Genomic DNA, 25006 nt, shown 5'->3' on the forward strand with positions numbered 1-25006 from the left:
CGGGCCATCGCGCGGTCAAGCGGCGAATTGCCAAAGTCCAACGCTTCGCAACCCCGGGCGTGATGCCCCGGTGAACGGCTAGTGTGGGCACTTGTTCGTCTCTGGGGGGAAGGAACACCACGTGGCCGATTCCGGCGCGCGCCGCCGATTGCTGCTGGTCTCCACCAACTACGCACCCGAGCACGCCGGAATCGGCCCCTACGCCACCCAGATCGCCGAGCACTGGGCGGCCGGCGGCGCCGAGGTGCACGTACTGGCCGGGATGCCGCACTATCCCGCGTGGCGGCTCGACCCGGCCTACGCGGGTGTGTGGCGTACGGAGGAGGAGCGCGCCGGGGTGCGGGTGCACCGGCGCCGCCACACGGTGCCGCCGCGGCAGACCGCGGTGCGCAGGGCGCTGTTCGAGGCGTCGGTGCTCGGGCACGGCCTGTACGCGCCGCCCGCGATGGGCAGGCCCGACGCGGTCGTCGCCCAACTGCCCAGCCTGGCCGGGGGAATCATCGGCGCCCGGCTCGCCCGCCGGTACCGGGTGCCGTACGTCCCCGTGGTGCAGGACCTGATGGGCGCGGCGGCGGCGCAGAGCGGGATTCGCGGCGGTGGCAGGGTCGCCGCCGCGGCCGGGGCGGCGGAGTCGTACGCGCTGCGCCGGGCCACCCTGGTCGGCGTGATCCACGAGACGTTCGTACCGAAGGTCGCCGCACTGGGTGTGCCCGAGGACCGTATCCGCCTGGTGCCCAACTGGTCGCATGTCGCGAGCCCTTCGCGCCCACGGGAGGAGACGCGCGCCCGGCTCGGCTGGCGCCCGGGCCGCACGGTGCTGCTGCACTCGGGCAACATGGGCCTCAAGCAGGGCCTCGAAGTCCTCGTGGCGGCGGCCGGGCTGGACCCCGAACTGCAGGTCGTCCTGATGGGCGACGGCAATCAGCGCCGCACATTGGGGGAGTTGGCCGGCGCCCTGCCCAACCTCCAGTTCGCGCCGCCCGCCGACGACGCCGACTTCCCCGACATCCTCGCCGCCGCCGACGTACTCGCGGTCACGCAGCGCGCGTCGGTGCTGGACATGAGCATCCCGTCCAAGCTCACCTCCTATTTCGCCGCCGGGCGACCGGTGCTCGCCTCGGTCGCCGCCGCAGGCGGCACCGCGCAGGAGGTCGAACGCTCGGGCGCCGGGGTCGTGGTCGCCCCGGAGGATCCGAGCGCACTGCTGGACGCGGTGCGCGCACTGGCCGATGATCCTGACAGGGCCGACGCGCTGGGCGCGTGCGGACCGGTCTACGTACGGGAGCACCTGAGCCGTGAAGCGGGCCTCGCGCGGATCGACGCGCTGCTCGCCGAAGCGCTGGGCGAACCCCCGGCCCCCGCGGTGGTGCCCGCGGCCGGGGACGACGAGGGGGCAGAGGTCAAGTGACCGACGTAACGCGCGCGGAGCAGCCGCAGGACGAACCCGACCTGCTGCGCGACCAGTTCCGCCAGCTCATCCGCTACCGGGCGCTGCTGGTGGCCGGGTTGCTGATCGGCCTGCTCGGCGGCGCCTACCTCGCCTTCAGCGGCGCCGACACCTATACGGCGACGAGCGAGGTGCGGGTCAGGGCCGCCATCGAGGATCCCTTCGTGGCGGGGGCCACCGCCGACAAGAACATCGACATCGGCACCGAGCGGCAGAGCGCGCTCAGCAGCAGCGTCGCCGACGCGGCGGCCAGGACGGCCGATGCGCCGGTCGCGACGATGTCGCGCTGCCTGCAGATCACCAACCCGCCCAACACCCTGGTACTGCGCTTCACGTGCACGGCGAGCAGCGCGCAGCGCGCGGCGGACTGGGTGAACGCCTTCACCAAGGCCTATCTGGACGACCGCCAGGCGCAGACCAAGGCCACCGTCACGCGCATGGTGGCCAGTTACCAGTCCCAGCTGGACCCGATGGTCGCCCAGCGCAACGACCTGCTCGACCAGATCGAGCACGCCAAGAGCAGCCAGGTCGTCGGCACCCTGGTCTCCTCGCAGACCAACCTGCTCAGCCGGATCATCGAACTCAACTCCGACATCAGCGCCTTGCGCGCCCTTGACACCACTCCGGGCGTGGTCATCAAACCGGGCGTCGCGCCCTCGGCGCCCGCGGGCCCCGGGCTGCCGATGATGCTCGGCCTCGGCGCGGTCGTCGGCGTCACGCTCGGCCTGCTCGGCGCCTGGGTGCGGCTGGTCTTCGACCCGACCGTACGCAGCGACAGCGAGGTGACCCGCGCGCTGGGCGCCCCGGTGCTCGGTACCCTGCCCCGGCTGCGCGGCCGGGGCGGCGCGGGCGGCGGCGGGAACGGCGGCGGCAGGAACGGCCTGCTGGCGGGCGGGCGCGGCGACGGGCGGCTCGCCGAGGAGTACCGGGCCATCGCCTTCCGGCTCACCCACGACAAGCGCTTCGCCGACCGGCGCCGGGTACTGGTCGTCGCGCCGCGCGGCACCGGCGACACCCCCGCGGCCGTCGCGGTCAACCTCGCCGCGTCCTTCGCCGAGATGGGCATGGAGGTGCTGCTCGTCGAGGCCGACCTGCGCACCCCCGCGCTGTCCACCCGGCTGCGGACCGCGGACGGCGCCAGGCCCGGCTGGGCCAGGACGTCGGGGCCCGGCGACGGCGCGTGGCCCGCGGGGCTGCAGATCCCCATCGACGCCGGGGAGTCGGGCTCCTTCGACCTCGTACCCGGCCGCCGGGTGCGCAATGTCGCCCGCGCCCTGACCTCCGCGCCTGCCGGGCGGCTGTTCGCCGAGGCCGACGAGCCCGGCTCGGTCGTGGTCGTCCTCGCGCCGCCCGTGCTCGCGTACGCCGACGCCGTCGCGCTCGCCGACCGGGTCGACGGACTCGTCGTGGTGTGCGACCCGCGGGCCGTGCACCGCGCCGACCTGGAGCGGGTGCGCGAACTCATCGACGCGACGGGCGCCGCCGTCCTCGGCGTGGTCCTGCACTCCGCGGAGCCGGGCACCACCCGCCGCTTCGGCCTCGGCCGCAGGCCCCGGCCGGCCGCGCCGAGCGCGCACGCCGCCCGGCGCGACGGCGAACTGCCGAGGGAGACCGTCACCACCCCGCCGGAGCGGCACCCGGTCCCTTGAGCGGCCCCGCCCCGCGGCACCACACCGCGGCCGGGGCCGGCCCAGACAGCGCGCCCGACGACGACACGGGCGCGGACCCGGACGGCGGCCAGGGCGGCGCCGACACCGCGGAGAGCGCCGCGGGCATCGGCTCCAAGGCGGCCATCCTCAGCTCGGTGGCCGACCAGGGCGTGGCCGCGTTCACCAACATCATCGTGCTGGTGGTCGCCGCCCGGCTGTCCACCGCGGCCGGCTTCTCGGTGTTCTCGATGGTCTACATGATCTTCACCGTGCTGCTCGGCGTCGGCGTGTCCTACGTCGGCCAGGCGCTGGTGCTGGAACGCGGCGGCGAGCGGGTACGGGCCGCCTGCCGGTCCGCGGCCACCTTCACCGCCCTCGCCTCGACCGCGATCGGCCTCACCATGGCCGTCGGCCTGAGCCTCACGGACGGCGCGACCGCGCACGGGCTCGCGGTGCTCGGCCTCGTCCTGCCGATCGTGCTCACCCAGGACGGCCTGCGCTACTGCTTCTCCGCCCTGCGGCTGCCGCACTACGCCCTGGTCGGCGACACCGTACGGCTGCTGGTCGCGGTGCCCGCGCTGGCCGTGCAGCCGCACGGGGCCGGGCCGCAGCGGCTGGTGGCGGTATGGGGGCTGTCCGCGCTGCCCGCGCTGCTGGTGGCCGCCGCGCTGCTGTGGCCGCACGTCCGGGACGCGCCGCTGGACCTGCGCAAATTCGTCCGGCGCGGGCACCTCGGGCAGCGCTTCGTGATCGAGTTCGGCGTCGGCAACGCCACCAGCCAGCTCGCCGTGGTCGGCCTCGGCCTCTTCGCCGCCCCGCTCGCGGTCGGCGCCCTGCGCGGCGCCACCACCCTCTTCGGCCCGATGAACGTGCTGTTCAACTCCGCCACCGCCTTCGGGCCGCCGCTGCTCAACCGGGTGAGCGGCGCCGACGGCAAGGTCCGCGCCACCGCGGTGCTGGCCGTCGCGCTGGCCTGGGTCGCCGCGGTCTGGACGGTCGTCCTGCTGCTGCTGCCCGACCACGTGGGGCGCCAGCTGCTCGGCGACACCTGGGCGGCGTCCTCAGGGCTGCTCGCCGCCTCCGGCAGCCAGTACGCGGGCATCGCGCTGGGCACCAGCGCCCTGCTCACCCTGCGGGTGCTCCAGCCGAAGGCGACCCTGCCGATCCAGGTGGTCTTCTCCCTCGCCTCGGTCGTCCTCATGCTCGCCGGCTACCGGGTCGACGGGGTCTACGGCGCCGCCTGGGGCCTGTGCCTGGGCTCCGCGCTCAAGGCCGCCGCCCTGTGGCTGCGGATCTCCGCGCTCAGGCGCCGCACGGCGCCCGCCGCCGGGCAGCAGACCCAGGACGGCACGGGCGACGCGGTCATCGCAGGATCTTCCGCCGGTCCTCGCTGAACGTCGTGACCAGCGCCAGGCATACGGCCGCGATGCCGATCCGGCCCGACGCCTGGAGCAGCGGGCCGCGCAGCAGGATGAACGAGTACCCGCACACCAGCGGGATCACCACCGCCATCAAAGTGCCGGGCCGCCCGTCCTCCACCGTCCGCTGCGCGTACCGCCGGTCGCCGCGCGCGCACAGGTAGCCCAGCGCCAGGAAGCCGGCGCCCATCCCCACCGGGCCGAAGTCCAGCCACAGTTCGGCCCACAGCGGCGACGACAGGTTGGTGTTGGTCATGCCCATCCACCGGCCGACCTGCACCCCGGAGTCCAGCGGCTTGCCGTGCCACACCGAGCGCGGCACGAAGAAGAAGACGTCGGCGGCCAGTTGCCGCCCGTGCGCGTGCCCGACGCCCGAGTGCACGAAGGTCAGGGTGTTCGCGAACATCCCGATCTGGTCGTAGTCCTTGATGGTCAGCGGTTCGAGCACCGACGTGGTCTGCACCGGGTGGTAGCCGCCGGAGTCGTAGCGGAAGCGGTCGAGGAACGGGAACAGCAGCAGCGCCGCGACCACCCCGGTCACCAGCGCCGCGCGATACATCACCGGGCTCCTGGGGAAAGCGGTGAACAGCAGCGAGAACACGACCGTCAGGAACCAGTAACGCGGGTTCGAGATCGGGTTGTTGACGATCGCGTTGATCACCACGAGGCCGCCGAGCGCGCCGATCGCCAGCGGGGTGCGCCGGGCCACCCGGGAGGTGATCATCCAGCGCACCAGGAACAGCAGCGCGAGCAGCGCGGGTACGGTGCCGAAGCCGCGGACGAAGGCCGAGCCGACATGGCTGTCGCCGCCGGACAGGCCGCTGGACTGCACGGACTCGCTGATCGCCTGCCGGCTGGTGAAGAAGACGGCGATGCCGCCGAGTTTGACGATCGAGACCGCGCTGCCGAGGTAGGCGACCGCGATCAGCAGCCAGAGCCTGCGGCGGGAGACCTGGGCGGACGGGCGCGCCCGCCGCACCCGGGCCGCCGGGCGGTGCCGGGCCAGCAGGGCGCCGACGTCGAAGGCGGCGCAGCCGAGCAGGACCAGGGTGATCGCGGTCGTGGTGTCGGACCTCGGCCCGACCACCGGGGTCGGGACCTGCCCGAGCACCTCCTGCGCGAGGGGGGCGACGCCCATGGCGACGTAGACGAACAGCCAGAACGCGCCCTGGATCAGCCGGCGCCGCCGGGCCAGCACCATCGCGGCGAGCCGGCCGCCGGCGTAGACGGTCAGCGTCAGTTGCAGCCAGTACGCCGAGTCGTGGACGCCCGCGCCGGTCTGGGCGATCACATAGCCCGGGAGGAAGCCGATGAGCGCGACGACGAGCGGTACGGCCAGCGCGCGGGACAGTGCCGCGCGCGGCACGGACGCCGCCGTCCCGCCGACCCGCGCACCCGTACTCAGCGCCATCCGCCCACCCCCGGCCGTGAGTCTATGGCCGCCCGCCCCGCCGCCGCGGCCGCTCGCGCACTTCCGCGGCGGCTGACGACAGCGCCGGCGAGAGCGATGACGACAACGCTCACGACAAAACGGCCGAAGGGCCGCGCGGCGGGGCGTACCCGGTTAGGCTGCTCGGGCGGGTGCCCGGCGGGCATCCGGGGGAGAGGGGGAGACATGCGGGTCCTGCATGTCGTGACACTGCACACGCCCACGAACGACTTCGGCGGTCCGACCCGGGTCGCGCTGAATCTGTCCAAAGGCCTGCGCGGCAAAGGCGTGGACGCCCGCATCGCCACGCTGGGCGACAAATTCACCGGCCCCCTGCCCACGGAAGTCGAAGGCGTGCCGTCGTTCGTGCACCAGGCCCGCCACGTGCTGCCCGCGTTCGAGGTCAGCGGCATCACCTCGCCCGCGCTGCTCGGCAGGGCCCGCCGCATGGTCAAAGGCGCCGACGTGGTCCACGTCCACCTCATGCGCGACCTGATCACGCTGCCCTTCGCCCTGATCGCGCTGGACGCCGGAGTCCCCCTCGTGGTGCAGACGCACGGGATGATCGACCCGACGGAGAAGCTGTTCGCGAAGGCCGTCGACCTGCTCGGCATGAAGCGGGTGCTGCGCCGCGCCGACGCGATCCTGCACCTGACGCGGATGGAGCGCGACGGGGTCCAGGCGGTCGTGCCCGGCACCCCGCTGGGGACCTTCCACCGGCTCGTCAACGGCGTGACACCGCAGGACCACCGCCCGCCGCGCGGCGACCGCCCGCCGACCGTGCTCTATCTGGCCCGGGTGCAGAAGCGCAAGCGGCCCGAGGACTTCGTGCGTGCCATGCCGACCGTGCTCGCCCGGTATCCCGACGCCCGCTTCGTGCTGGCGGGACCCGACACCGGTGATCTGACCGGCCCGATGCGGAAGTTGGCGGCCGATCTCGGCGTCGCCGGGTCGCTGGAGTGCCCGGGCGCGCTCGGCCACGACGAGGTGCTGGCCCGGCTGCGGGCGGCCGACGTGTACGTACTGCCGTCGGTGGTCGAGCCGTTCGCCGTGTCGATCCTGGAGGCGATGTCGGTCGGGCTGCCGGTGGTGGTGACCCGCACCGGCGGGCTGTCGCCCGACGTCGAGGCGGCCGGGGCGGGCCGGATCACCGACAGCGCGCCGGACGCGGACAACGGCCCGCTGGTCGGCCGGGCGATCCTGGAACTGCTGGACCCGGCCGCCAACGAGCAGGCCTCGCGGGCCGCCCGGCAGCTCATCCACGACCGCTTCTCGATCGACGCGGTCGTGGACGAACTGCTGGAGGTCTACGCCGGGGTCATGGCGTCCGGGGGCGCTGTTCGCGGGTCTTGAGCCCGATCTGCCAGCGGTAGAAGCTCATGGCCAGCGCGTAGTCGAAGCCCGCCCTGCCGTCCAGGAAGCCGCGCTTGTAGACGTAGGCGTAGCCGAAGGACACCAGCGGCTTGAACGGCACCTTGTGGAAGAGCTGCCCCTGCCGGGTCTTGACCTTTCTGATCGACTCCTTGACCTGCGGGTTGAGTTCGAGCCACGCCTCCCAGTCGGAGTAGCGGTTGTGCCGCTCGAACCAGGTACGCACCGGGTCCAGGTCCTCGTGCTCGATGGGGGAGCGCAGCCGGGCGGCGGATTCGGCCACCGGCTGGTAGTGGCCCTCCTGTTCGCCCATGCCCGGCGCCGCGAGGTCGCCGACCTCCGGGAAGCGGCAGCGGGTGCGGTCCATCAGCGCGCGCTTGACGATGGTGTAGCCGTGCCGCAGCCGCCGGCCGGCGAACCAGTAGCCCAGCGGGATGTCGAAGGCCGCGACCGACGGCGGCCCCGCGGCGAAGACGGCCCGCAGTTCGCCGAGCAGTTCCGGGCTCGGTGTCTCGTCGCCGTCGAGGAAGAGCAGCCACGGGATCTCCGGGTGGACGTGGTCCAGGCACCACTGCTTCTTCTTCGGATAGCGCCCGTCCCAGGCGTAGTCGACGGTCTCCGCGCCGAGTTCGGCGGCGATCTTGCAGGTGTCGTCGGTGCTGTGCGAGTCCACCACGACGACGGCCTGGACGTGGCCGATCACCGAGGAGACCGTACGGGCGATGTTCTCGGCCTCGTTCTTGGTCGGTATCGCCACGACGAGCGGCAGCTTGTCCATCAGGTCCCTCCTGCGGCCAGCCAGGCGTAGCACCCGCTGGACGTGATGCCGCGCGCGGCGGCCGGTACGGTCAGCCGGGCCGCGCCGCCCGACGTCAAGGTGGCGCCGTTCGCGCCGGTCACCCGCCAGTTGCAGGACGGCGACGGGTGCGGCGCCCGGTAGCTGCCGGGCGTGACCGACGTGCCGGGCGCTGACGTGGCGGCGACGGTGAAGGTCCCGTCGCCGAAGCCGTGCCGGGCCGCGTCGATGACGGGCTGCTGGTCGGGGCACAGGGCGCTGACGGCCGCGGACGCGCCGGACATGCTGATGTCGCCGGTGATGATCGCGCTCGCCGCAGCGGCCTTGTCGACCTGCGAGGTACGGGTCAGCCGGTCGCAGATCTCCTGGCCGCCCTCCAGGATCGCCACGGGGTCGGTGCCCCGCGGGACCCGGCCGGACAGATAGGTCTTCTGCTGTTTGGTGAAGGTGCCGCCGCCGGGCGGGGTGAGCTGCGGGCCGGGCACCTTGGGGGCGTCGGCCGCCGACCCGGGCGCCTCGGTCGCGGGCGCGGTGCCGGGCGGGCCGGCGGAGGCGCCGGCGGGCGTCGTCGCGGGGGCGCCGGCGGAGACCGTGACGGCGGCGGTCGGCCGCTCGGCGGCCTTGTCCGCCGGGTCGCCGCCGCCGGAGCCGCAGCCGGTGAGCAGCAGCGCTGCCGCCGCCGTCACGAGGACGGCGGCGGCAGCGGTCGCGCGGTCGGTCCGCATCACCCGGCGGTCCCGAGGGCGTAGTGGTTCGCGATCTGCGCCGGGGTGAGCACCGTCGGGTAGACGGCGGTCTCGTCGATCGAACCGGCGAAGTACGAACTCGTCGGCGACGAGGGCCAGCCGCCCAGGCTGTCGTAGCCGACGTGCCAGTAGCCGTCGAAGCTCTGGCTGGTGGTGACCGTGGGGTCCAGCGCCCGCAGCACACCGTCGACGTACAGCTTCATGCCGTCGGCGCCCTGGGTGGCGACCGCCAGGTGCCAGTCGCCGTCGTTGTAGGACGTCGGGGTGGTGACCGTCCGGGTGGCGCCGGTGTAGACGCCGAAGAACAGCCGGCCGTTGTCGGCCATGTAGATGTGCTTGTCGTAATTGCCGCTGGGGTGGGTGGAGTTGTTGCCGAAGCCGATCAGCTTGCCGCCCGTCGTGGTGTTCGTCCTGAACCACGTCTCGATGCTGTACTGCGTGGGCGTCGGGTGCAGCCGGTCGCTGTAGGTCCACTGCGTCGAGCCGTTGAAGGTGTACGCCTTGGAGCCCGGCACCGCCCCCGGTGTCACGCCGTGCACCGGGCCGCCGACGCTGATCCCGCTGTCGTCGCCGGTCGAGGAGTCCGCGTTGTACGACCCCGAGGCCGCGTCGTAGCGCCAGTAGAGGGAGGCCCCGTCGGCGAGCACCTGGGTCGGGTACGCCTCCGCCGCCGCCGGTACGGTCGCCGCCGCGTTGGGCGACTGCGCGCTGGTGTTGGTGCCGTCGCTCGCCGAGACCCGGTAGGTGTACTTCACGCCCGGGGTGACATTGGTGTCGGTGTACGTGAGCTGCGGCCGGATCCACGGCAGCGAGCTGCCGGTGACGGTGTAGACCGGGGTGGTGCCGCCGTTGCGGTAGACCCGGTAGGTCAGCAGGCCGTCGTCGGTGTCGGTGCTGGACTGCCAGCTGACCTTCACCGAGCCGGGGCCGATGCTGGTCACCGACGTCTGCGGCAGGGTCGGCGCCCCGGTGTCGGGGCCGCTGGCGAAGCGGGTCAGACCCTGCTGGGCCGCGCCGTTGACGGTGGTGAACTCGCCGCCCACCCACAGGTAGTCGGTGCCGCCCGAGGACGCGAGCGCCATCACGCGCGGGCCGATCTTCTCGCCGATGCCGTCGTTGGTGTCGGGGAACCACGCCAGCAGATGCGGGTCGTCCACCGACTCGGCCAGCAGGTGCTTGCGCACCGAGTCGGGGTATTCGCCCATGCTGGAGCAGTCGTGGGCGTGGCTGCCGCTGTAGAGGACCGTCTGGTAGACCGTCAGCGTCTGGGTGGCGCCCAGGCAGTTGTCCCGCCACACCTGGTTGAAGTCGCTGAGGCTGAAACGGATCCGGCCGTCGAAGACCCCGCCGCCGGTGCCCTCGTTGGCGGTGTAGAAGCTGTTGCTCGCCGCGTCCACCACGATGTCCTTGGTCACCGAGGTCGCGTCGATGAAGCCGGTCGGGTACGCCTTGACCAGCGCGCCGGTCGAGGCGTCGACCACCGCGAGGGAGTGCGAGTCGACCCCGTCCACGGTGTTGAAGTCGCCGCCCAGGATGGCGTTCTGGCCGTCCGGGGTGAGCGCCAGCGCCCGGCCCGGGTTGTCGGCGGTCGGCGCCCAGGGCAGCAGCGCGCCCGCGCTGCTGACCGCCGCGTAGCGGCCCCGGGACTGGCTGTTGACCGTGGTGACGTCACCGCCGAAGTAGACGGTGTCGGCGGTGGCCTCGATGGTCCGCACGGTGCCCGCCACCGCCGGGTGGAAGGTGCCGCTGACCGTGCAGGTGTCCAGGTCGATCGCGGCGAGGCTGCTCACCCCGACCCCGTTGACCTGGCCGAAGAAGCCGCCCGCGTAGAGGGTGTGGCCGTCGGGCGAGACGGCCAGCGCGCGTACCGTCGCGTTGTTCGAGCCGACGGTGAAATTCAGCCGGCAGCCCGCCGGTTGCCCGGTCGCCGCGTCGAAGGCGGCGAAATTCGCCACCGCCGTCTCGCCGGTCCCGGCCGCGGACCCGGCCGGCCGGATCGCGGAGAAGGTCCCCGCGGTGTAGACGATGCCGTTCGCCTGGGCCATCGCCCAGACCACGCCGTTGGTCTGATACGTGCTCAGGTTGTCGGCGGTGAGCCCGACCGGTGCTTGGAGCGCGGTCGCCGATGGTGACGACACCGCCCCCAGCGTCGCTGCCGCCAGTATCGCGGCAGCTGGTATTGCCAGCCGTTTACGCATGAGTTGCCCCCCAGAACCCTGATGTGCAGCGGCCAGGAACGGCCGTTGTGGTGGACCGCAGAGTAGGGGCTTCCGCTTGCCGAGGTCTCGCTTTTTGCTGAAACCGGTGAAGTACGGTGAAGTCGCCCGACATCACGGCATCTGTCGGACGCGGCGCCGGGAGCGCCCGCCCGCTCATCTGTCGATCCGGATCGTGGCGCCCGCCAACTGGTCGGCGACCTGCCGGATATCGGCCTCGACCATGATTCCGGCCAGGTCGGCGACCCGCACCTTGGGCTCCCAGCCGAGCAGGTCGCGGGCCTTGCTCGCGTCGCCGATCAGCGCGTCCACCTCGGTGGGGCGCTCGTACTTCGGGTCGTGGCGGACATAGCGCGTCCAGTCCAGGTCCGCGTGCCCGAAGGCCACCTCGACGAACTGCCGTACGGTGGCGGCCTCGCCGGTCGCCACCACGTAGTCCTCCGGTTCGTCGCGCTGGAGCATCCGCCACATGGCGTCCACGTACTCGGGCGCGTAGCCCCAGTCGCGCACCGCGTCCAGATTTCCCAGATACAGCCGGTCCTGCAGCCCCGCCTTGATCCTGGCCACCGCCCTGGTGATCTTCCGGGTCACGAAGGTCTCGCCGCGGCGCGGCGACTCGTGGTTGAACAGGATGCCGTTGACGGCGTACATCCCGTACGCCTCACGGTAGTTGACCGTCGACCAGTAGCCGAAGACCTTCGCGCAACCGTACGGGCTGCGCGGGTGGAAAGGGGTGTGCTCGCTCTGCGGCGGCGGCGCGGAGCCGAACATCTCCGAGGACGAGGCCTGGTAGATCCGCGCCTCGGTGCCGCTGGCGCGCACCGCCTCCAGCAGCCGCAGGGTGGACAGCCCGGTCACGTCGCCGGTGTACAGCGGCGCGTCGAAGGACACCCGGACATGGGACTGGGCGCCGAGGTTGTAGATCTCGTCGGGCCGCAGGTCACGCAGCAGGTTGACCAGGGCCACCCCGTCGGTGAGGTCGGCGTGGTGCAGCACGAAGGACCGGTTCTCCGCCTGCGGGTCCTGGTAGATGTGGTCGATGCGCTCGGTGTTGAACGACGACGAGCGGCGCACGAGGCCGTGCACGGTGTACCCCTTGTCCAACAGCAGTTCGGCGAGATAGGAGCCGTCCTGCCCGGTCACGCCGGTGATGAGCGCGGTCTTGCCCATGCGTTTCCCCCAAGTGGTCGCGGTTCAGGTCCGCATGAATACGGAATTAACGTCCGAACAGCCGAAGTGCGCTGACACAATGCTGTTCATGACAGAACTACTGCCGGATGGCGCGCGGATCTTCGTCGCGGGCCACCGCGGCCTCGTCGGCTCGGCGGTGGTCCGCCGCCTCACCGCCGAGGGCCATCACGTACTGGCCCGCACCCGGGCCGAACTCGACCTGCGGGACGCGGCGGCCACCGCCGCCTGGCTGGACGAGACCCGCCCGGACGCGGTGGTGCTGGCCGCCGCCAGGGTCGGGGGGATCATGGCCAACTCGACGTACCCCGTGCAGTTCCTGGAGGACAACCTGCGGATCCAGCTGAGCGTCATCGCGGGCGCCCACGCGGCCGGGGTGCGGCGGCTGCTGTTCCTCGGCTCGTCGTGCATCTACCCGAAGTTCGCCCCGCAGCCGATCCGCGAGGACGCGCTGCTGACCGGCCCGCTGGAACCGACCAACGAGGCGTACGCGCTGGCGAAGATCGCCGGGATCGTCCAGGTGCAGTCCTACCGCCGGCAGTACGGCGCCGCGTACATCTCGGCGATGCCGACCAACCTCTACGGTCCCGGCGACAACTTCGACCTGGCGACCTCGCATGTCCTGCCGGCGCTGATCCGCCGCTTCCACGAGGCCGAACGGGACGGGGCGCCCGAGCTGACGCTGTGGGGCAGCGGCACCCCGCGCCGCGAATTCCTGCACGTGGACGACCTCGCCGCCGCCTGCACACTGCTGCTGCGCGACTACGACGCCGACGAGCCGGTCAACGTCGGCTGCGGCGAGGACCTGACCATCCGCGAACTCGCCGAAACCGTCAGGGACGTTGTCGGCTACCGCGGCCGGATCGGCTGGGACACCGGCAAGCCCGACGGCACCCCGCGCAAACTGCTCGACATCTCCCGGCTGTCGGCGCTCGGCTGGCAGCCGCGGATCACCCTGCGCGACGGCATCGCCGCCGTCTACGGGCAGTGGCGGGCGCAGGCCGGGGCCGAAGGTTCGGCCCCGGCCACCGGGTCTGAGCCGGACCCGGGCACGGACGAGACGGTGGTCGCGCACTAGTACGCCCCGCGGCCGTCGAGCACGGCCCGCAGGGTGCGGGACATGACCTCCAGGTCGCCGGCCAGCGACCAGTTGTCCACATAGCGCAGGTCGAGCGCCAGTGTCTCGTCCCACGACAGGTCCGAGCGCCCGCTGACCTGCCACAGGCCGGTGATGCCCGGCTTGACCGCGAGCCGCCGCAGCGCCACCTCGTCGTAGCGGTCGACCTCCTCCGGCAGCGGCGGGCGCGGGCCGACCAGTGACATCTCGCCGCGCAGCACATTGACCAGCTGCGGCAGTTCGTCCAGCGAGCAGCGCCGCAGCAGCCGGCCCACCGCGGTCACCCGCGGGTCCCGGCGCATCTTGAACATCAGCCCGTCGTGCTCGTTCGCGCCCGTACGCTCCAACTCCGCCTTGCGGGCCTCCGCGTCCGCCACCATCGTGCGGAACTTCCACATGGTGAACGGCGTACGGTGCTGGCCGCAGCGCACCTGCCGGTGGAAGGCGGGACCCGGCGAAGTGATCCTTATCGTCGCCGCCACCACGCAGAACAGCGGCGCCAGCAGCAGCAGTCCGAACGCCGCGCCGATCCTGTCGAACGCCGCTTTCAGGCCGACCTGCACCCCGCGGGTGACCGGCGGCGCGATGTGCAGCACCACCAGCCCGGCGGGCGCGTCGAGGCTGACCCGGCGCACCTGGACATCGACCAGGCCCGGCAGCAGCGCCACCGGCAGCCCCTCGTCGTGCAGGCACCACGACAGCCGGCGCAGCCGCTCGGCCGACAGCCGCGCCCCTGGCGCCACCAGCACCATTTCCGCGCTGTGCTCACGGGCCGCCCGCAGGACGACCACCGCGTCGTCCCGCGGCCCGGCCGGGTCCAGGACGCCGAGCCGTTCGGTCACCGGCGCCCCGCACTCCAGCTTCGCGCCGCCGACCGGGACCACCCCGACGACCACGTACGCGTGCTCGGTCCTGGCCGCCAGATGCCCCACCACATGGTCGGCGGCGCCCGGTTCGCCGATCACCAGCACCCGGCGCACCGCCTGCGCCTCACGGCGGGCGGCGATCAGCCGGTGATAGGTGACCTTGCGGCAGACCGCCGTCAGCAGCGGCGCCCAGGCCAGCCCGGCGAGCGCGAACGACGCCGGGACGGTCTCGCCGAACGCCGTCCGCAGCACCGCCAGCACACCGAGCAGGACCAGCCAGTCGCCGAGCACCGGCCGGCTGCCGCGGCTCTCGCCGAGCGCGCCCGCCGCATAGCGCCGCCGCGCCGCCCGGACCGCGGGCCACGCCACGGCGGCGGCCAGCCCGCACAGCAGCGGGTGCGGCTGCGCGCCCGCGTGCAGTACCACCGCGGTGGGCACACCCGCGCCCACCGCGTCTGCGGCCAGCGCGACCGGCAGGAACCAGCCGGCCTTGTGGCCGTAGGCGCGCTGCCCGCCGTGCCGTCCCGCCGTACTCCGCCCGGCCCGCCGCGTACGCCGCTCGGCATACGTCAGCGGCAGGGGCGCGTCGAGCGCTCCTGCGGCCGGGCCCTGAGGTCCCTGTGCTCCGAACCCGGGCGGATGTGTGCTCCGACCTGTTCTCCGCTCACTTGCTACGGGTATCACTGGTATGGCCGACTGTGCTTCGACACGCCGCATGTACCCCCCTGGCACCTCGCGACCTTCGACGCCCTTCCACTTCCCCAAGTGGCGGCATTCCGTGGTACCAGCGAACGCTAGGCCAACGAGCCATCCTTCCGCTGTGGTTTACGTATATTCGAGCCGATGTTATGACCGAGTTAACGTCGCTATGGCGCATGGGTGACCACACAGTGTAAGGCCGCCGTTACCAGTGTGAAAGCCCCTTACAGTTGGGGCTTGTGCCTACCGTGCCCCTCCCCGACGATCTGCGCGCGGCTCTCGCCGACGAACTGCAGTCCACCGCCCCGAGCAGGGCGTCCGCACACGTCGATCGGCTGATCGAGAACTATCGCGGCGCGACCCCTACAGCGGCCCCGATCCTGCGCGACGCGGCGGATGTCGCCGCCTATGCCGCGTACCGCATGCCGGCCACCTATGCCGCGGTCCGGGCGGCGCTCGGCGCATTCCGCTTGCAGTCCGGCGACTGGACCCCGCACACACACCTCGACCTCGGCGGCGGGACCGGGGCGGCCACCTGGGCGGTGGCCGACGCCTGGCAGGACGCCGCGCACCGCAGCACCGTGCTCGACTGGTCGCAGCCCGCGCTGACCCTCGGCGCCACCCTGGCGAAGGCCGCGGACTCCGCGGCAGTACGCGACGCCGAGTGGACCCGGCAGCCGCTCGGCGCCGCCGCCCCGCTGCCGCGGACCGATCTGGTCACCGTCTCCTACGTGCTCGGCGAACTCACCGCCGCCGCAAGGGAGTCCCTGGTCACCGCCGCCGCCGAGGCCGCGGGCGGCGCGGTCGTCGTGGTCGAGCCCGGCACCCCCGAGGGGTACGCGCGCGTCATCGACGCGCGCGACCGCCTCATCGCCGCCGGGCTGCACGTCCTCGCGCCCTGCCCGCACGACGGGCGCTGCCCGGTCACCGGCGACGACTGGTGCCACTTCGCGGCGCGGGTGCAGCGCACCGCGCTGCACCGGCAGGTCAAGGGGGCGGTACTGCCGTACGAGGACGAGAAGTTCAGCTACGTGGCCGCCGCGCGCTTTCCGGCGGGCCCCGCGGGGGCGCGGGTGGTCAGGCACCCGCAGATCCGCAAGGGGCTGGTCCTGCTGGACCTCTGCCGGGTGCCGGCGGCGCTGGAGCGTACGACGGTGAGCAAGCGGCACGGTTCCACGTACCGTGCCGCGCGCGACACCGACTGGGGTGACCCCTGGCCCCCGGCTGACCCCGCGTAACGTCTCCCGCCGGCGCGGGGCGGGGGCGCTTGCCGCGTAAGGCGGCGCCTTACCGGGGCGCGGGGAACTGCGCGGCCAGCCGTCGACGGGGTGCACGTCGCCACCGGCCGAAAGAGGCCGTTCGGTTCGCTCCGGACCACCGGCCGGTGGGTGGTTGCTCGCGCAGTTCCCCGCGCCCCCGAGTGGCACCCCCTTGCGGAAGGGGTACCCCAGAACCTCCGTGCCCGGGGGAGGGGCGCCCTCCTCGGGCGGAGGGGCCGTCGTCAGAGCCAGCCGTAGCGGCGGAAGGCGCGGTAGACGAGGGCGGAGAGGGTGGCTGTGACGCCCAGCATCAGGGGGTAGCCGAACGACCACCGCAGCTCCGGCATGTGATCGAAGTTCATCCCGTAGAAGCCGGCGATCATCGTCGGGATCGCCAGAATCGCCGCGGCGGCACTGATCCGCCGCATGTCCACGTTCTGCTGCACGGCGAGCTGGCTGAGATTCGCCGCCAGCAGCCCGTCCACCAGTTCGCTGTACGCCAGCAGCCGTTCCTTGACGTGCGACAGGTGGTCGGACACGTCACGGAAGTAGCGCCGCATCTCCGCGCCGATCAGCCCGTCCGCGCCCTCGGTCAGCCGGTCCAGGGGGCGGGCCATCGGGTAGACGGCGTGCTTGAACTCGATCAGCTCCCGCTTGAGCTGGTAGATCCGCTCGGCGTCGTCGCCATGGGCGGCGGAGAAGACGTCGGCCTCCAGGGTGTCCACGTCGAGTTCGACCGCGTCCGCGACGTCGAGGTAGTCGTCGGTGACCTGGTCGGTGATCGCGTGCAGCACGGCCGCGGGGCCGTGCCTGAGCATGTCGGGGCGGGCCTCCAGCGCCTTGCGCACCCGGGAGAGGCCCGGCGCGCTGCCGTGCCGCACCACGACCACGAAGTCGGGCCCCAGGAAGATCATCAGCTCACCGGTGTCCACGACCTCGCTCGTCGCGGTGAGCCGCTCGTGCTCCACGAAGACGATCGTCTTGAGCACCAGGAAGAGCGTGTCGCCGTACCGCTCCAGCTTCGGCCGCTGATGCGCCTGCACCGCGTCCTCGACCGCCAGCGGGTGCAGCCCGAAGACCTCGGCGATCTCCGCCAGGTGCTCGGCCTCCGGCTGGTGCAGCCCGATCCACGCGAAGCCGCCGCGCTTGCGCGCCTCGTCCAGCGCCTGCTGCGGCGGCAGCGACGCCGCCCGGCAGCCGTCCTCGTAGACCGCGCAGTCCACCACCACGTCGGCGGTGCAGCGCCGCTGCTCGGGCACACCCTCCGCGCCGCCCTCCAAGGTGTGCCACCGGCCGCCGCGCCGCCACTGGCGGCCGATCGCGCGCCGGGCTACCGCCGTGGTCCTGTGCTGCTTCATCGTGCCTTCTCCAGTACCGCCATCGCCGCATTGTGCCCCGGGACACCGCTGACCCCGCCGCCGCGGACCGCGCCGGCGCCGCACACGTAGACGTTCGCATACGGGGTGCCGACGCCCCACCTCCCCATGGTGTCCGCCGCGCCCTCCTCCGCGTAGGGCCACGACAGGTCGCGGTGGAAGATGTGCCCGCCGGGCAGCCCCACCTCGCGCTCCAGGTCCAGCGGCGACTTCGCCTCGATGCACGGCCGGCCGTCCGCGTCCAGGGCCAGGCAGTCCGCCAGCGGCTCGGCGAGCACCGCGTCCAGTTGCGCCAGGGTGGCCCGCAGCAGCGCGTCCTTCGTGCCCGCCGGGTCGGCCGCGAAGAGCCGCGCGGGCGCGTGCAGCCCGAACAGCGTCAGCGTGTGCGTGCCCTGCCCGGCCAGTTCGGGGGACAGGATCGACGGGTCGGTCAGGCTGTGGCAGTAGATCTCCGACGGCGGCGCGTCCGGCACCCGCCTTGCCGCGGCCTGCTCGTACGCCGTCTGGAGCGCGCTGTAGCCCTCGGCGATGTGGAAGGTCCCGGCGAAGGCCTCGTGCGGGTCGACCGAGGTGTCCCGCAGCCGCGGCAGCCGGCGCAGCAGCATGTTCACCTTGAGCTGGGCGCCCTCGGGCGCGGGCACCGGCCGCTGCTCGCCGAGCAGGCCCGCCAGGGTGTACGGGGAGGCGTTCACCAGGACGTCCCGCGCCTCGACGGTACGGCCGTCCGCGAAGGTCAGCTCCGCGCGTACGCCGTCGGCCTCGATCGCGGTGACCTCGGTGCCGGTGACGATCTCCGCGCCGGCCGCGCGTGCGGCGGCGGCCAGTGCGTCGGTGAACGCGCCCATGCCGCCCACCGGCACGTCCCAGTCGCCGGTGCCGCCGCCGATCACGTGGTAGAGGAAGCAGCGGTTCTGCCGCAGCGACGGGTCGTGCGCGTGGGTGAACGTGCCGATCAGGGCGTCCGTCAGCACGATGCCGCGCACGGTGTCGTCGGTGAAGGCCGCTTCGACTGCCTCGCCGAGCGGCCGCTCGAACAGCGCGGACCAGGCATCCGGGTCGCCGACCCTGCGCTCCAGCTCGGCCCGGCTGGGCAGCGGCTCGGTGAGCGTCGGGAAAACGGCTTCCGCCACCCGGCGCGTCATCGCGTAAAAGCGTTCCCAGGCCTCGTACTCCCGGTCGCCCCCGGTCAGCCGCGCGAAGCCCGCACGGGTCCTGGCCGCGTCCTGCGCGTCGACCAGCAGCCCGGTGCCGCCGTACGGGGTGTACGAGGAGATCCGGCGGCGCCGGACCGCGAAGTCCAGGCCGAGGTCGTCCACGATTTTCCTGGGCAGGAGGCTGACCAGGTACGAATACCGGGAGAGGCGGGCGTCCAGCCCGCTGAACGCCCGGCTCGACACCGCGGCGCCGCCGACCGCGCCGAGCCGCTCCACCACCAGGACGCGGCGCCCTGCCCGGGCCAGGTAAGCCGCTGCCACGAGTCCGTTGTGCCCGCCGCCCACGACGACTGCGTCATACGCCATCCCCGCACTTTAGGCGTTGCCTTCTCCCCGGGGTGCCCTCCACGGCAGAGGGTGCCCCCTCGGGGGCGCGGGGAACTGCGCGCCCGGCCACCACCGGCCGGTGGTCCGGACGCGACAGCAACAGCCCCTTTCGGCCGGTGGCGACGTGCCGCTGGTCGACGGCCGGTCGCGCAGTTCCCCGCGCCCCCGGGGTGGTGCGGTGCGTCGTCACGCGACGCTGATGGTGGGTTGCGCGCGCAGTTCCCCGCGCCCCCGGGGGGCACCCTCTGCCGCGGAGGGCAGACACGCACCCACCGCGCGTGGGGGCGGTAGGACCGCGGCCCGCATGTTCAGGACTTGTCGTCCCACCGGGGATCCGTGTCCCATTCGAGATTGCGCTCAGCGGCCCGCTGCATCGCGTGTTCCGCCTCCGCCCGGGACGGGTACGGGCCGAAGCGGTTCTTGGACGGGCAGTCCGGGCCCTCCTCGGCCCGCTTGTGCTCGATGCAGTAGAACCACTCGCCCGGCTTGCCGGCCGGCTTCTTCTCGCGGAAGAGTGCCATCTGTCTCTCCTGTCCTGGCCCCGGGCGGAGCCCCATGCGGCCAGCCTGCCCGATCGTGCGCGGATACACTCGTCGGCATGTCTGACCAGTCGCTGCTCGTCCCCGGAAAACTCTCGCCCACCCGGCAGGTGCCCGCCTCGATCCCGCGCCCCGAATACGTGGGGAAGCCGGGGCCGACGCCGTACACCGGTCCGGAGGTCCAGGACGCGGAGACGGTGGACCGGATGCGGATCGCGTCGCGGATCGCGGCGCGGGCGATGGAGGAGGCGGCCAAGGCCGTCGCGCCCGGGGTGACCACGGACGAGCTGGACCGGATCGCGCACGAGTACATGATCGGGCACGGCGCCTACCCGTCGGACCTGGGCTACCGCGGCTTCCCGAAGTCGCTGTGCACCTCGCTCAACGAGGTGATCTGCCACGGCATCCCCGATTCGACGGTCCTGCGCGACGGCGACATCGTGAATCTGGACGTGACCGCGTACATCCACGGGGTGCACGGCGACTGCAACGCCACCTACTTCGTCGGCGACGTCGCCGAGGAGTCGCGGCTGCTGGTGGAGCGCACCCGGGAGTCGCTGGCGCGGGCGATCAAGACGGTGCGGCCCGGGCGGCAGATCAATGTGATCGGCCGGGTCATCGAGTCGTACGCGAAGCGCTTCGGCTACGGAGTGGTGCGGGACTTCACCGGGCACGGCATCAACACGTCCTTCCACTCCGGGCTGATCATCCCGCACTACGACGACCCGCGGGCGACCACCGTGATGCAGCCGGGCATGACCTTCACGATCGAGCCGATGCTGACGCTGGGCACCCACGAGTACGAGGTGTGGGACGACGGCTGGACGGTCGTGACCAAGGACCGCAAGCGCACAGCGCAGTTCGAGCACACGCTGGTCGTCACCGCGGACGGTGCGGAGATCCTGACCCTGCCGTAGGGGCCGGTGCGCGGCGGGTAGGGTGGCGGCGATCGTGCGGATGAGTCGTTGAGGAGCCCACGCGCCATGAACCGCCGCAGGTTGTGCCTCGGGGCCGCCGTCATCGCGCTGGTGCTGCCGCTGGCCGGGTGCGTGACGGTGCACGGCGAGCGCGCGAACGTACCGTCGGTGCGCGAGGACGAGGCCGCGCGGGTGCTGGCGAACTTCGCCGCGGTCAACAACCGGGTGGGCAAGGTCTACGACGCCGGCGGCATCGGCGCGGTCGAGGCGGGCGCGCTCGGCACCACCGACGAGGCCGGGCTGCGCGCCAAGCACGCCAACCACCCGGACGGCAACGCCGACTTCCGCCCGCTGGCCTTCTCCGACTCGCGGTACCTGATACCCCGGCAGGTCGGCTGGCCGAAGTATTTCGTGGCCGACACCGCCACCAACCGCGCCACCGGGGCGCGTTGGCTGCTGGTCTTTCGGCGGTCCGCCGCCGGGCAGCCGTGGAAGGCGGTGTACGTCGCGTCGGTCGCCACCGCGGACGTACCGAAATTCGCCCGGGACAAGGACGGTTACGCCGTCGCGCTCGGCCTGTCGGGGACCGACCTGCTCGTGCAGCCCGGGCAGTTGAGCGCGGACTACGCCACCTATCTGGGCGGCAGCGACGCGGGCACCGTCTTCGCGGCGGGGCCGGCCACCTCGCAGTTGCGCAGCGGCCGTAGCGCCCACGCCCAGAACGCGAATTCGGTCACCCAGTACGCCGACCAGCCCGCCGCGGGCGGTGACTTCACACCGGTCGCGCTGCGGACGGCGGACGGCGGCGCGCTGGTGTTCTTCGCGTCGCACCACCAGTCGAGGGCGACCTTCCGGGCCGGCTACAAGCTGGCGATCGACGCCGACACCAAGGCCCTCATGACGGGCACCCCGCGGACCTCGGTCACCCTGAGCCACCTTGCCGATGAGGCGGTCACCGTCCCGCCGGCCGGCGGCAGCGGCCGGGCCGTCTTCCTCAGCCGCGTCGTCGGTCTGGTGTCCGCCAGGGGCGAGTGAGCCCTACCCCCGCCGCCGGTCAGCGCAGCCAGGTGGCCGGTACGCGCTCGGGCTCGTAGGCGAACTGGGCGCAGGCGTCGGCGAGGACGTCCAGCACCGGGAGCGGGTCCGGGAGCGGCAGGTCGGGGCCGTGCTGGGGCAGCCACTCGACAGTGAGGCCCGAGGGGAGCCGGGACGGCGGCAGGAGCACGTAGCTGCCGCGGGAGTGCCAGCGGATACCGGGGTGCTCGTCGGCGGTCTCGGGGTGGCAGTCCAGCTCGCAGGGCCACCACTCGTCCTCGTCGGCGGGATTGCCGCGGGTCTCGGTGAAGAACAGCAGCCGGTCGGCGCGGGCGGCGACCGGGCCGAGCGTGGCGCCGTCGGCGATCAGCCGCTCGATGGCGAGCCGGCCGGCCTCCGCCGGGACGTCCAGGACGTCGTGCGCGATGCCGGTGGCGGTCACGAAGTTGGCCACCGGGTCGGTGCGCAGCCAGTGGTCGACCTTGTCCTGGTCGGTGCTCGCCTGGGTCTGCCAGGCCAGCGACACCGGGTGGACGGCCGGAATCGGACAGCCGATGCGCTCACAGGAACAGCCGAAGTTGGCGGGGTGCGCGGCGGGCGCGACCGGGAAGCCGGCGGTGGCGGCAGCTCTGACCAGAGGGTCTCGGCGCAGGTCCGGCTCCGCTGCCCGGGGGGCACCCGAATTGCCTTCCGTACGGCGGCGCACCCACTCGGACAACCTGCTCTTGCCTGCCATCGAGCTCCTTTCCTCGCCCCCGTCCCGCAGTGTCAACGCTACGCGGGTGGTGGAGGACATCCTCCCTCTTGCCGGGAATGAACACCCACCCGGGGTGGAAGTGTTCCCGGAGAGAATTTCCCGACAGCTTGTCGGGAAGCCATTGACTTAGGTATACCTAACTTGTCAGGATCGAGCCGGCGGCACCAGCCGGTCCGCCCGCCCGAAACCGGAGGCCCCATGCCCGCGCAACCCTTCTCCGCCGTCATCCGCGACGCGAGCCGGCAGCAGCACACCGAGGCGGAGAACTCCTCCTTCATGGCCGACCTGCTCGGCGGGCGGCTCGGCGTCGCCGCGTACGCCCGCTACACGGAGCAGTTGTGGTTCGTCTACCGGGCGCTGGAGGAGGGCGCGGCGGGCCTCGCGGGCGATCCGGTGGCCGGACCCTTCGTCCGGCCGGAACTGCTCAGGCTGGCCGCCCTGGAGCGCGACCTCGGGCATCTGCTCGGCGAGGACTGGCAGGAGCGGGCCTCGCCGCTGCCCGCCACCGCCCGCTACGCCGCCCGGATCGCCGAGACCGCGGCCGAGTGGCCGGCGGGCTATGTCGCGCACCACTACACCCGCTATCTGGGCGACCTGTCCGGCGGGCAGGTGATCCGCGGAATAGCCGAGAAGACCTGGGACATCACGCACAAGGGCGACGGCGTCCGCTTCTACGTCTTCGAGGACATCGCCAACCCGGCCGCCTTCAAGCGGGACTACCGGCTGCTGCTTGACGGGCTCGCGGTGGACGACCTGGAGCGGCAGCGGGTCGTCGAGGAGTGCAGGAACGCGTTCGCGCTGAACAGCGCGGTCTTCGCCGATCTGGGCGACGCCTTCCCGCGCAGCGCCTGACCTGTGGCGGGTGGCCCGGGGTGCCGGAAGCGGCGCCCCGGGCCGCCCGCGCCCGATGACGCCGACCGGACGCCGTACCGCGAAGGCCGACGGACTCCAGCCCGGGAACGCCGGCCCGACAACCACCCGCGAGCGCCGGGCGGACCACAGTGGTCCGCCCGGCGCTCGCGCTGCCGGACGCGGGTCAGGAGCGGCGGCGGGCGGCCGTCACGGTCACCGCGGCGCCCGCGAGCACCAGGGCGCCCGCGGCGCCGAGCAGCGTGCCGGACGGCAGGCCGGCGCCCGTGGCCGCGAGGGTGCCGCCGCCCGTGCCGCCGATGGTGGCGGCGTCACCACCCGTGCTGCCGCCGGACGTACCGGAGCCGCCGGAGCCCGCGGAGCCGCCGCCGGACGTACCGGCCGGGGGAGAGGGCAGCCCCGCGTCCTCGGCCAGCGAGACGGCCACCGTCACCGGGTCGAGAGCGGCGCCCGCCTGGTAGAAGCCGCTGAAGACCTTCGCGCCGTCCGCGGTGAGGGCCGCGCCGGCCGCGCTGATCGTGACCACCTTGCCGTCGGAGACCGGGGCGACCTTGCTGAGCGCGGCGATGGCGAGGTCGTCGTAGTCGGTGACCTTGCCGGTGTTCAGGTCCTTGCTCGACACGTCGGCGGTCAGCGTGCCGGTGGCGCCCTTGGTGGCCACCTTGAGGTCGGACAGCTTCAGGTCGAGGGCGTAGGCGCCCTGCTGGAGGTGGCCGAGGAAGCGGACGCCGCCGGAGAAGGCCGCGTTCAGCACCTTGCCGTCGGCGGTGTAGCTGCCGGTGCCCTTGGGGAAGCGGTAGCCGGCCGCCGTACCGGTGGCGCCGTCCGTCAGCTCGACCTTGCCCGCGGCGACCGGCCCGGTCACGTACGAGCGGAAGGACTCCTTGACGCCCCAGTCGAGGTTCCCGTCCACGACGGTCGCGGGCGCTTCGGGTGCCGCGGTGGTGGGCGGTGTCGTGGCGGGAGTCGTCGGCGGGGTCGTCACCGGAGTGGTGGGCGGCGTGGTGGGTGCGGTGGTCGGCGGGGTCGTGGGCGGGGTGGTCGGCGGCGTCGTCGGGGCGGTGGCCGTCACGGCCAGGTCGGCCGGGTCGAGCGCGGTGCCCTCCTGGTACATCCCGTTGAAGGCCTGCGCGCCCGCCGCGGTCAGCTTCGCCGGTATGCCGCCGAAGGTCATCGCGCCGTCGGCGCCGCTGCCGGGCCGTACCGCCGACAGGTCCAGGGCGGCGAAGGCCACGTCGTCCGCGGTGCTGCCGGCCGCGGTCACGTCGGCGGTGAGGGTGCCCGTGGTGCCCGCGGTGGTCACCTTCAGGTCGGCCAGCTTGATGTCGAAGCCGTGCGGCGCCGAGACGAATTCGACGCTGCCGTGGAAGCCGACGGTCACGGCGTGCGTGGCGGTGTCGTACGAGCCGGTGCCGCCGGTGAAGTGGAAGGTGCCGTTCGCGTTGGCGCTCGCGCCGTCCGCGGTGGTGATGGTGCCGGCCGCGGGCCCGGTGACGTACGACCGGAAGGACTGCTTGACCCCCCAGTCGAAGGTGCCGCCGGTCAGCGGCAGGGTGGGCGGTCCTGCGGCGGTGGCGAGCGCGGGCAGGCCGAGCGCTGCGGCGCCGCCCGCGATGACGACGGCGGTCGCCAGCGCGACTCTGCGGGAGCGGGTACGGGCGTTCATGGGCAGGTCTCTCCTCGGAAACGGGATACGGGGTGGTGTTGTGGGGGTGGCTGCGGGTGGTCCCGCGGTCGGGGCGGGCGGCGAGGCCGGCGCGTGACAGCGCG

Annotated in this window: 20 protein-coding genes; 9 read left to right on the forward strand and 11 right to left on the reverse strand. The window is 73.0% G+C overall.

Annotated elements, in window-relative coordinates; all coding sequences use genetic code 11:
* The first annotated feature begins 154 nt into the window (after positions 1-154).
* From OHA86_RS27530 to OHA86_RS27540, 3 genes are all read left to right on the forward strand, one after another.
* On the forward strand, positions 155-1408 hold the full coding sequence (locus OHA86_RS27530) for a glycosyltransferase family 4 protein (RefSeq protein ID WP_329182575.1): 1254 nt from the start codon (positions 155-157) through the stop codon (positions 1406-1408).
* Positions 1405-3096, forward strand: a complete 1692-nt coding sequence (locus tag OHA86_RS27535) for a lipopolysaccharide biosynthesis protein (RefSeq protein WP_329179450.1) — start codon at positions 1405-1407, stop codon at positions 3094-3096. Before OHA86_RS27530 ends, OHA86_RS27535 begins: the two co-directional genes overlap by 4 nt.
* A 125-nt stretch (positions 3097-3221) precedes the next feature.
* The gene (locus OHA86_RS27540) at positions 3222-4490 is read left to right on the forward strand and encodes a hypothetical protein (protein ID WP_329182576.1); all 1269 of its coding nucleotides are present in this window, start codon (positions 3222-3224) and stop codon (positions 4488-4490) included.
* On the opposite strand, the gene OHA86_RS27545 is transcribed toward OHA86_RS27540, so the two are convergent.
* Positions 4459-5925 carry an O-antigen polymerase gene (locus OHA86_RS27545; RefSeq protein ID WP_329179452.1) on the reverse strand — a complete coding sequence of 489 codons (1467 nt, stop codon included), beginning with the start codon at positions 5923-5925 and terminating at the stop codon, positions 4459-4461. The two genes, OHA86_RS27540 and OHA86_RS27545, sit on opposite strands and share 32 nt — an antisense overlap.
* 204 nt (positions 5926-6129) lie before the next feature.
* Between OHA86_RS27545 and OHA86_RS27550 the strand changes: the two genes are divergently transcribed.
* Entirely contained in the window at positions 6130-7296 is a 1167-nt protein-coding gene (locus OHA86_RS27550; protein WP_329179454.1) for a glycosyltransferase, read from the forward strand.
* Here the strand turns inward: OHA86_RS27550 and OHA86_RS27555 are convergent.
* From OHA86_RS27555 to gmd, 4 genes are all read right to left on the reverse strand, one after another.
* Positions 7262-8092 (reverse strand): glycosyltransferase family 2 protein, encoded by an 831-nt coding sequence (locus OHA86_RS27555; protein WP_329179456.1) that lies wholly within the window; start codon positions 8090-8092, stop codon positions 7262-7264. The genes OHA86_RS27550 and OHA86_RS27555 overlap by 35 nt on opposite strands.
* The gene (locus OHA86_RS27560) at positions 8092-8835 is read right to left on the reverse strand and encodes a hypothetical protein (protein ID WP_329179458.1); all 744 of its coding nucleotides are present in this window, start codon (positions 8833-8835) and stop codon (positions 8092-8094) included. Before OHA86_RS27560 ends, OHA86_RS27555 begins: the two co-directional genes overlap by 1 nt.
* Positions 8835-11054, reverse strand: a complete 2220-nt coding sequence (locus OHA86_RS27565) for a LamG-like jellyroll fold domain-containing protein (RefSeq protein ID WP_329179460.1) — start codon at positions 11052-11054, stop codon at positions 8835-8837. Before OHA86_RS27565 ends, OHA86_RS27560 begins: the two co-directional genes overlap by 1 nt.
* A gap of 174 nt (positions 11055-11228) precedes the next feature.
* Positions 11229-12242 carry a GDP-mannose 4,6-dehydratase gene (gene gmd / locus OHA86_RS27570; protein ID WP_329179462.1) on the reverse strand — a complete coding sequence of 338 codons (1014 nt, stop codon included), beginning with the start codon at positions 12240-12242 and terminating at the stop codon, positions 11229-11231.
* 88 nt (positions 12243-12330) lie between these two features.
* Between gmd and OHA86_RS27575 the strand changes: the two genes are divergently transcribed.
* Positions 12331-13338, forward strand: coding sequence for a GDP-L-fucose synthase family protein (locus tag OHA86_RS27575; protein WP_443071902.1), 1008 nt, complete (start codon positions 12331-12333; stop codon positions 13336-13338).
* On the opposite strand, the gene OHA86_RS27580 is transcribed toward OHA86_RS27575, so the two are convergent.
* The gene (locus tag OHA86_RS27580; protein WP_329179466.1) at positions 13335-14681 is read right to left on the reverse strand and encodes a sugar transferase; all 1347 of its coding nucleotides are present in this window, start codon (positions 14679-14681) and stop codon (positions 13335-13337) included. The genes OHA86_RS27575 and OHA86_RS27580 overlap by 4 nt on opposite strands.
* 500 nt (positions 14682-15181) lie before the next feature.
* On the opposite strand from OHA86_RS27580, the gene OHA86_RS27585 reads away from it, so the two are divergent.
* Entirely contained in the window at positions 15182-16180 is a 999-nt protein-coding gene (locus tag OHA86_RS27585) for a small ribosomal subunit Rsm22 family protein (protein ID WP_329179468.1), read from the forward strand.
* A gap of 263 nt (positions 16181-16443) precedes the next feature.
* Here the strand turns inward: OHA86_RS27585 and corA are convergent, their stop codons facing one another.
* The 3 genes from corA to OHA86_RS27600 all read right to left on the reverse strand — a co-directional run bounded on the left by corA (position 16444) and on the right by OHA86_RS27600 (position 19639).
* Positions 16444-17559 carry a magnesium/cobalt transporter CorA gene (gene corA / locus OHA86_RS27590; protein WP_329179470.1) on the reverse strand — a complete coding sequence of 372 codons (1116 nt, stop codon included), beginning with the start codon at positions 17557-17559 and terminating at the stop codon, positions 16444-16446.
* On the reverse strand, positions 17556-19097 hold the full coding sequence (locus tag OHA86_RS27595) for a phytoene desaturase family protein (RefSeq protein ID WP_329179471.1): 1542 nt from the start codon (positions 19095-19097) through the stop codon (positions 17556-17558). The genes corA and OHA86_RS27595 overlap by 4 nt, the downstream gene beginning before the upstream one ends.
* A gap of 329 nt (positions 19098-19426) precedes the next feature.
* Entirely contained in the window at positions 19427-19639 is a 213-nt protein-coding gene (locus tag OHA86_RS27600) for a hypothetical protein (RefSeq protein ID WP_329179472.1), read from the reverse strand.
* Between the two features lie 77 nt (positions 19640-19716).
* On the opposite strand from OHA86_RS27600, the gene map reads away from it, so the two are divergent.
* Together map and OHA86_RS27610 are read left to right on the forward strand one after the other, a co-directional pair.
* Entirely contained in the window at positions 19717-20574 is an 858-nt protein-coding gene (gene map, locus OHA86_RS27605) for a type I methionyl aminopeptidase (RefSeq protein WP_329179473.1), read from the forward strand.
* A 66-nt stretch (positions 20575-20640) separates the two neighbouring features.
* A complete protein-coding gene (locus tag OHA86_RS27610) occupies positions 20641-21609 on the forward strand; it encodes a hypothetical protein (RefSeq protein ID WP_329179475.1) in 969 nt (322 codons plus the stop codon).
* A gap of 19 nt (positions 21610-21628) precedes the next feature.
* On the opposite strand, the gene OHA86_RS27615 is transcribed toward OHA86_RS27610, so the two are convergent.
* The gene (locus OHA86_RS27615) at positions 21629-22345 is read right to left on the reverse strand and encodes a bifunctional DNA primase/polymerase (RefSeq protein ID WP_329179477.1); all 717 of its coding nucleotides are present in this window, start codon (positions 22343-22345) and stop codon (positions 21629-21631) included.
* Between the two features lie 219 nt (positions 22346-22564).
* Between OHA86_RS27615 and OHA86_RS27620 the strand changes: the two genes are divergently transcribed.
* Positions 22565-23218 carry a biliverdin-producing heme oxygenase gene (locus OHA86_RS27620; protein WP_329179479.1) on the forward strand — a complete coding sequence of 218 codons (654 nt, stop codon included), beginning with the start codon at positions 22565-22567 and terminating at the stop codon, positions 23216-23218.
* A 184-nt stretch (positions 23219-23402) separates the two neighbouring features.
* Here the strand turns inward: OHA86_RS27620 and OHA86_RS27625 are convergent, their stop codons facing one another.
* Positions 23403-24902 (reverse strand): HtaA domain-containing protein, encoded by a 1500-nt coding sequence (locus OHA86_RS27625; RefSeq protein WP_329179481.1) that lies wholly within the window; start codon positions 24900-24902, stop codon positions 23403-23405.
* Positions 24903-25006 lie beyond the last annotated feature (104 nt).

It is taken from the genome of Streptomyces sp. NBC_01477 (assembly GCF_036227245.1).
Classification (GTDB): domain Bacteria; phylum Actinomycetota; class Actinomycetes; order Streptomycetales; family Streptomycetaceae; genus Actinacidiphila.

Excerpts from the sequence above, each read along its gene's own strand:
- OHA86_RS27545 (WP_329179452.1), bottom strand. The coding sequence starts at position 5,925 with ATGGCGCTGAGTACGGGTGCGCGGGTCGGCGGGACGGCGGCGTCCGTG.
- OHA86_RS27550 (WP_329179454.1), top strand. The coding sequence starts at position 6,130 with ATGCGGGTCCTGCATGTCGTGACACTGCACACGCCCACGAACGACTTC.
- OHA86_RS27555 (WP_329179456.1), bottom strand. The coding sequence starts at position 8,092 with ATGGACAAGCTGCCGCTCGTCGTGGCGATACCGACCAAGAACGAGGCC.
- OHA86_RS27560 (WP_329179458.1), bottom strand. The coding sequence starts at position 8,835 with ATGCGGACCGACCGCGCGACCGCTGCCGCCGCCGTCCTCGTGACGGCG.
- OHA86_RS27565 (WP_329179460.1), bottom strand. The coding sequence starts at position 11,054 with ATGCGTAAACGGCTGGCAATACCAGCTGCCGCGATACTGGCGGCAGCG.
- gmd (WP_329179462.1), bottom strand. The coding sequence starts at position 12,242 with ATGGGCAAGACCGCGCTCATCACCGGCGTGACCGGGCAGGACGGCTCC.
- OHA86_RS27575 (WP_443071902.1), top strand. The coding sequence starts at position 12,331 with ATGACAGAACTACTGCCGGATGGCGCGCGGATCTTCGTCGCGGGCCAC.
- corA (WP_329179470.1), bottom strand. The coding sequence starts at position 17,559 with ATGAAGCAGCACAGGACCACGGCGGTAGCCCGGCGCGCGATCGGCCGC.
- OHA86_RS27595 (WP_329179471.1), bottom strand. The coding sequence starts at position 19,097 with ATGGCGTATGACGCAGTCGTCGTGGGCGGCGGGCACAACGGACTCGTG.
- OHA86_RS27600 (WP_329179472.1), bottom strand. The coding sequence starts at position 19,639 with ATGGCACTCTTCCGCGAGAAGAAGCCGGCCGGCAAGCCGGGCGAGTGG.
- map (WP_329179473.1), top strand. The coding sequence starts at position 19,717 with ATGTCTGACCAGTCGCTGCTCGTCCCCGGAAAACTCTCGCCCACCCGG.
- OHA86_RS27610 (WP_329179475.1), top strand. The coding sequence starts at position 20,641 with ATGAACCGCCGCAGGTTGTGCCTCGGGGCCGCCGTCATCGCGCTGGTG.
- OHA86_RS27615 (WP_329179477.1), bottom strand. The coding sequence starts at position 22,345 with ATGGCAGGCAAGAGCAGGTTGTCCGAGTGGGTGCGCCGCCGTACGGAA.
- OHA86_RS27620 (WP_329179479.1), top strand. The coding sequence starts at position 22,565 with ATGCCCGCGCAACCCTTCTCCGCCGTCATCCGCGACGCGAGCCGGCAG.
- OHA86_RS27625 (WP_329179481.1), bottom strand. The coding sequence starts at position 24,902 with ATGAACGCCCGTACCCGCTCCCGCAGAGTCGCGCTGGCGACCGCCGTC.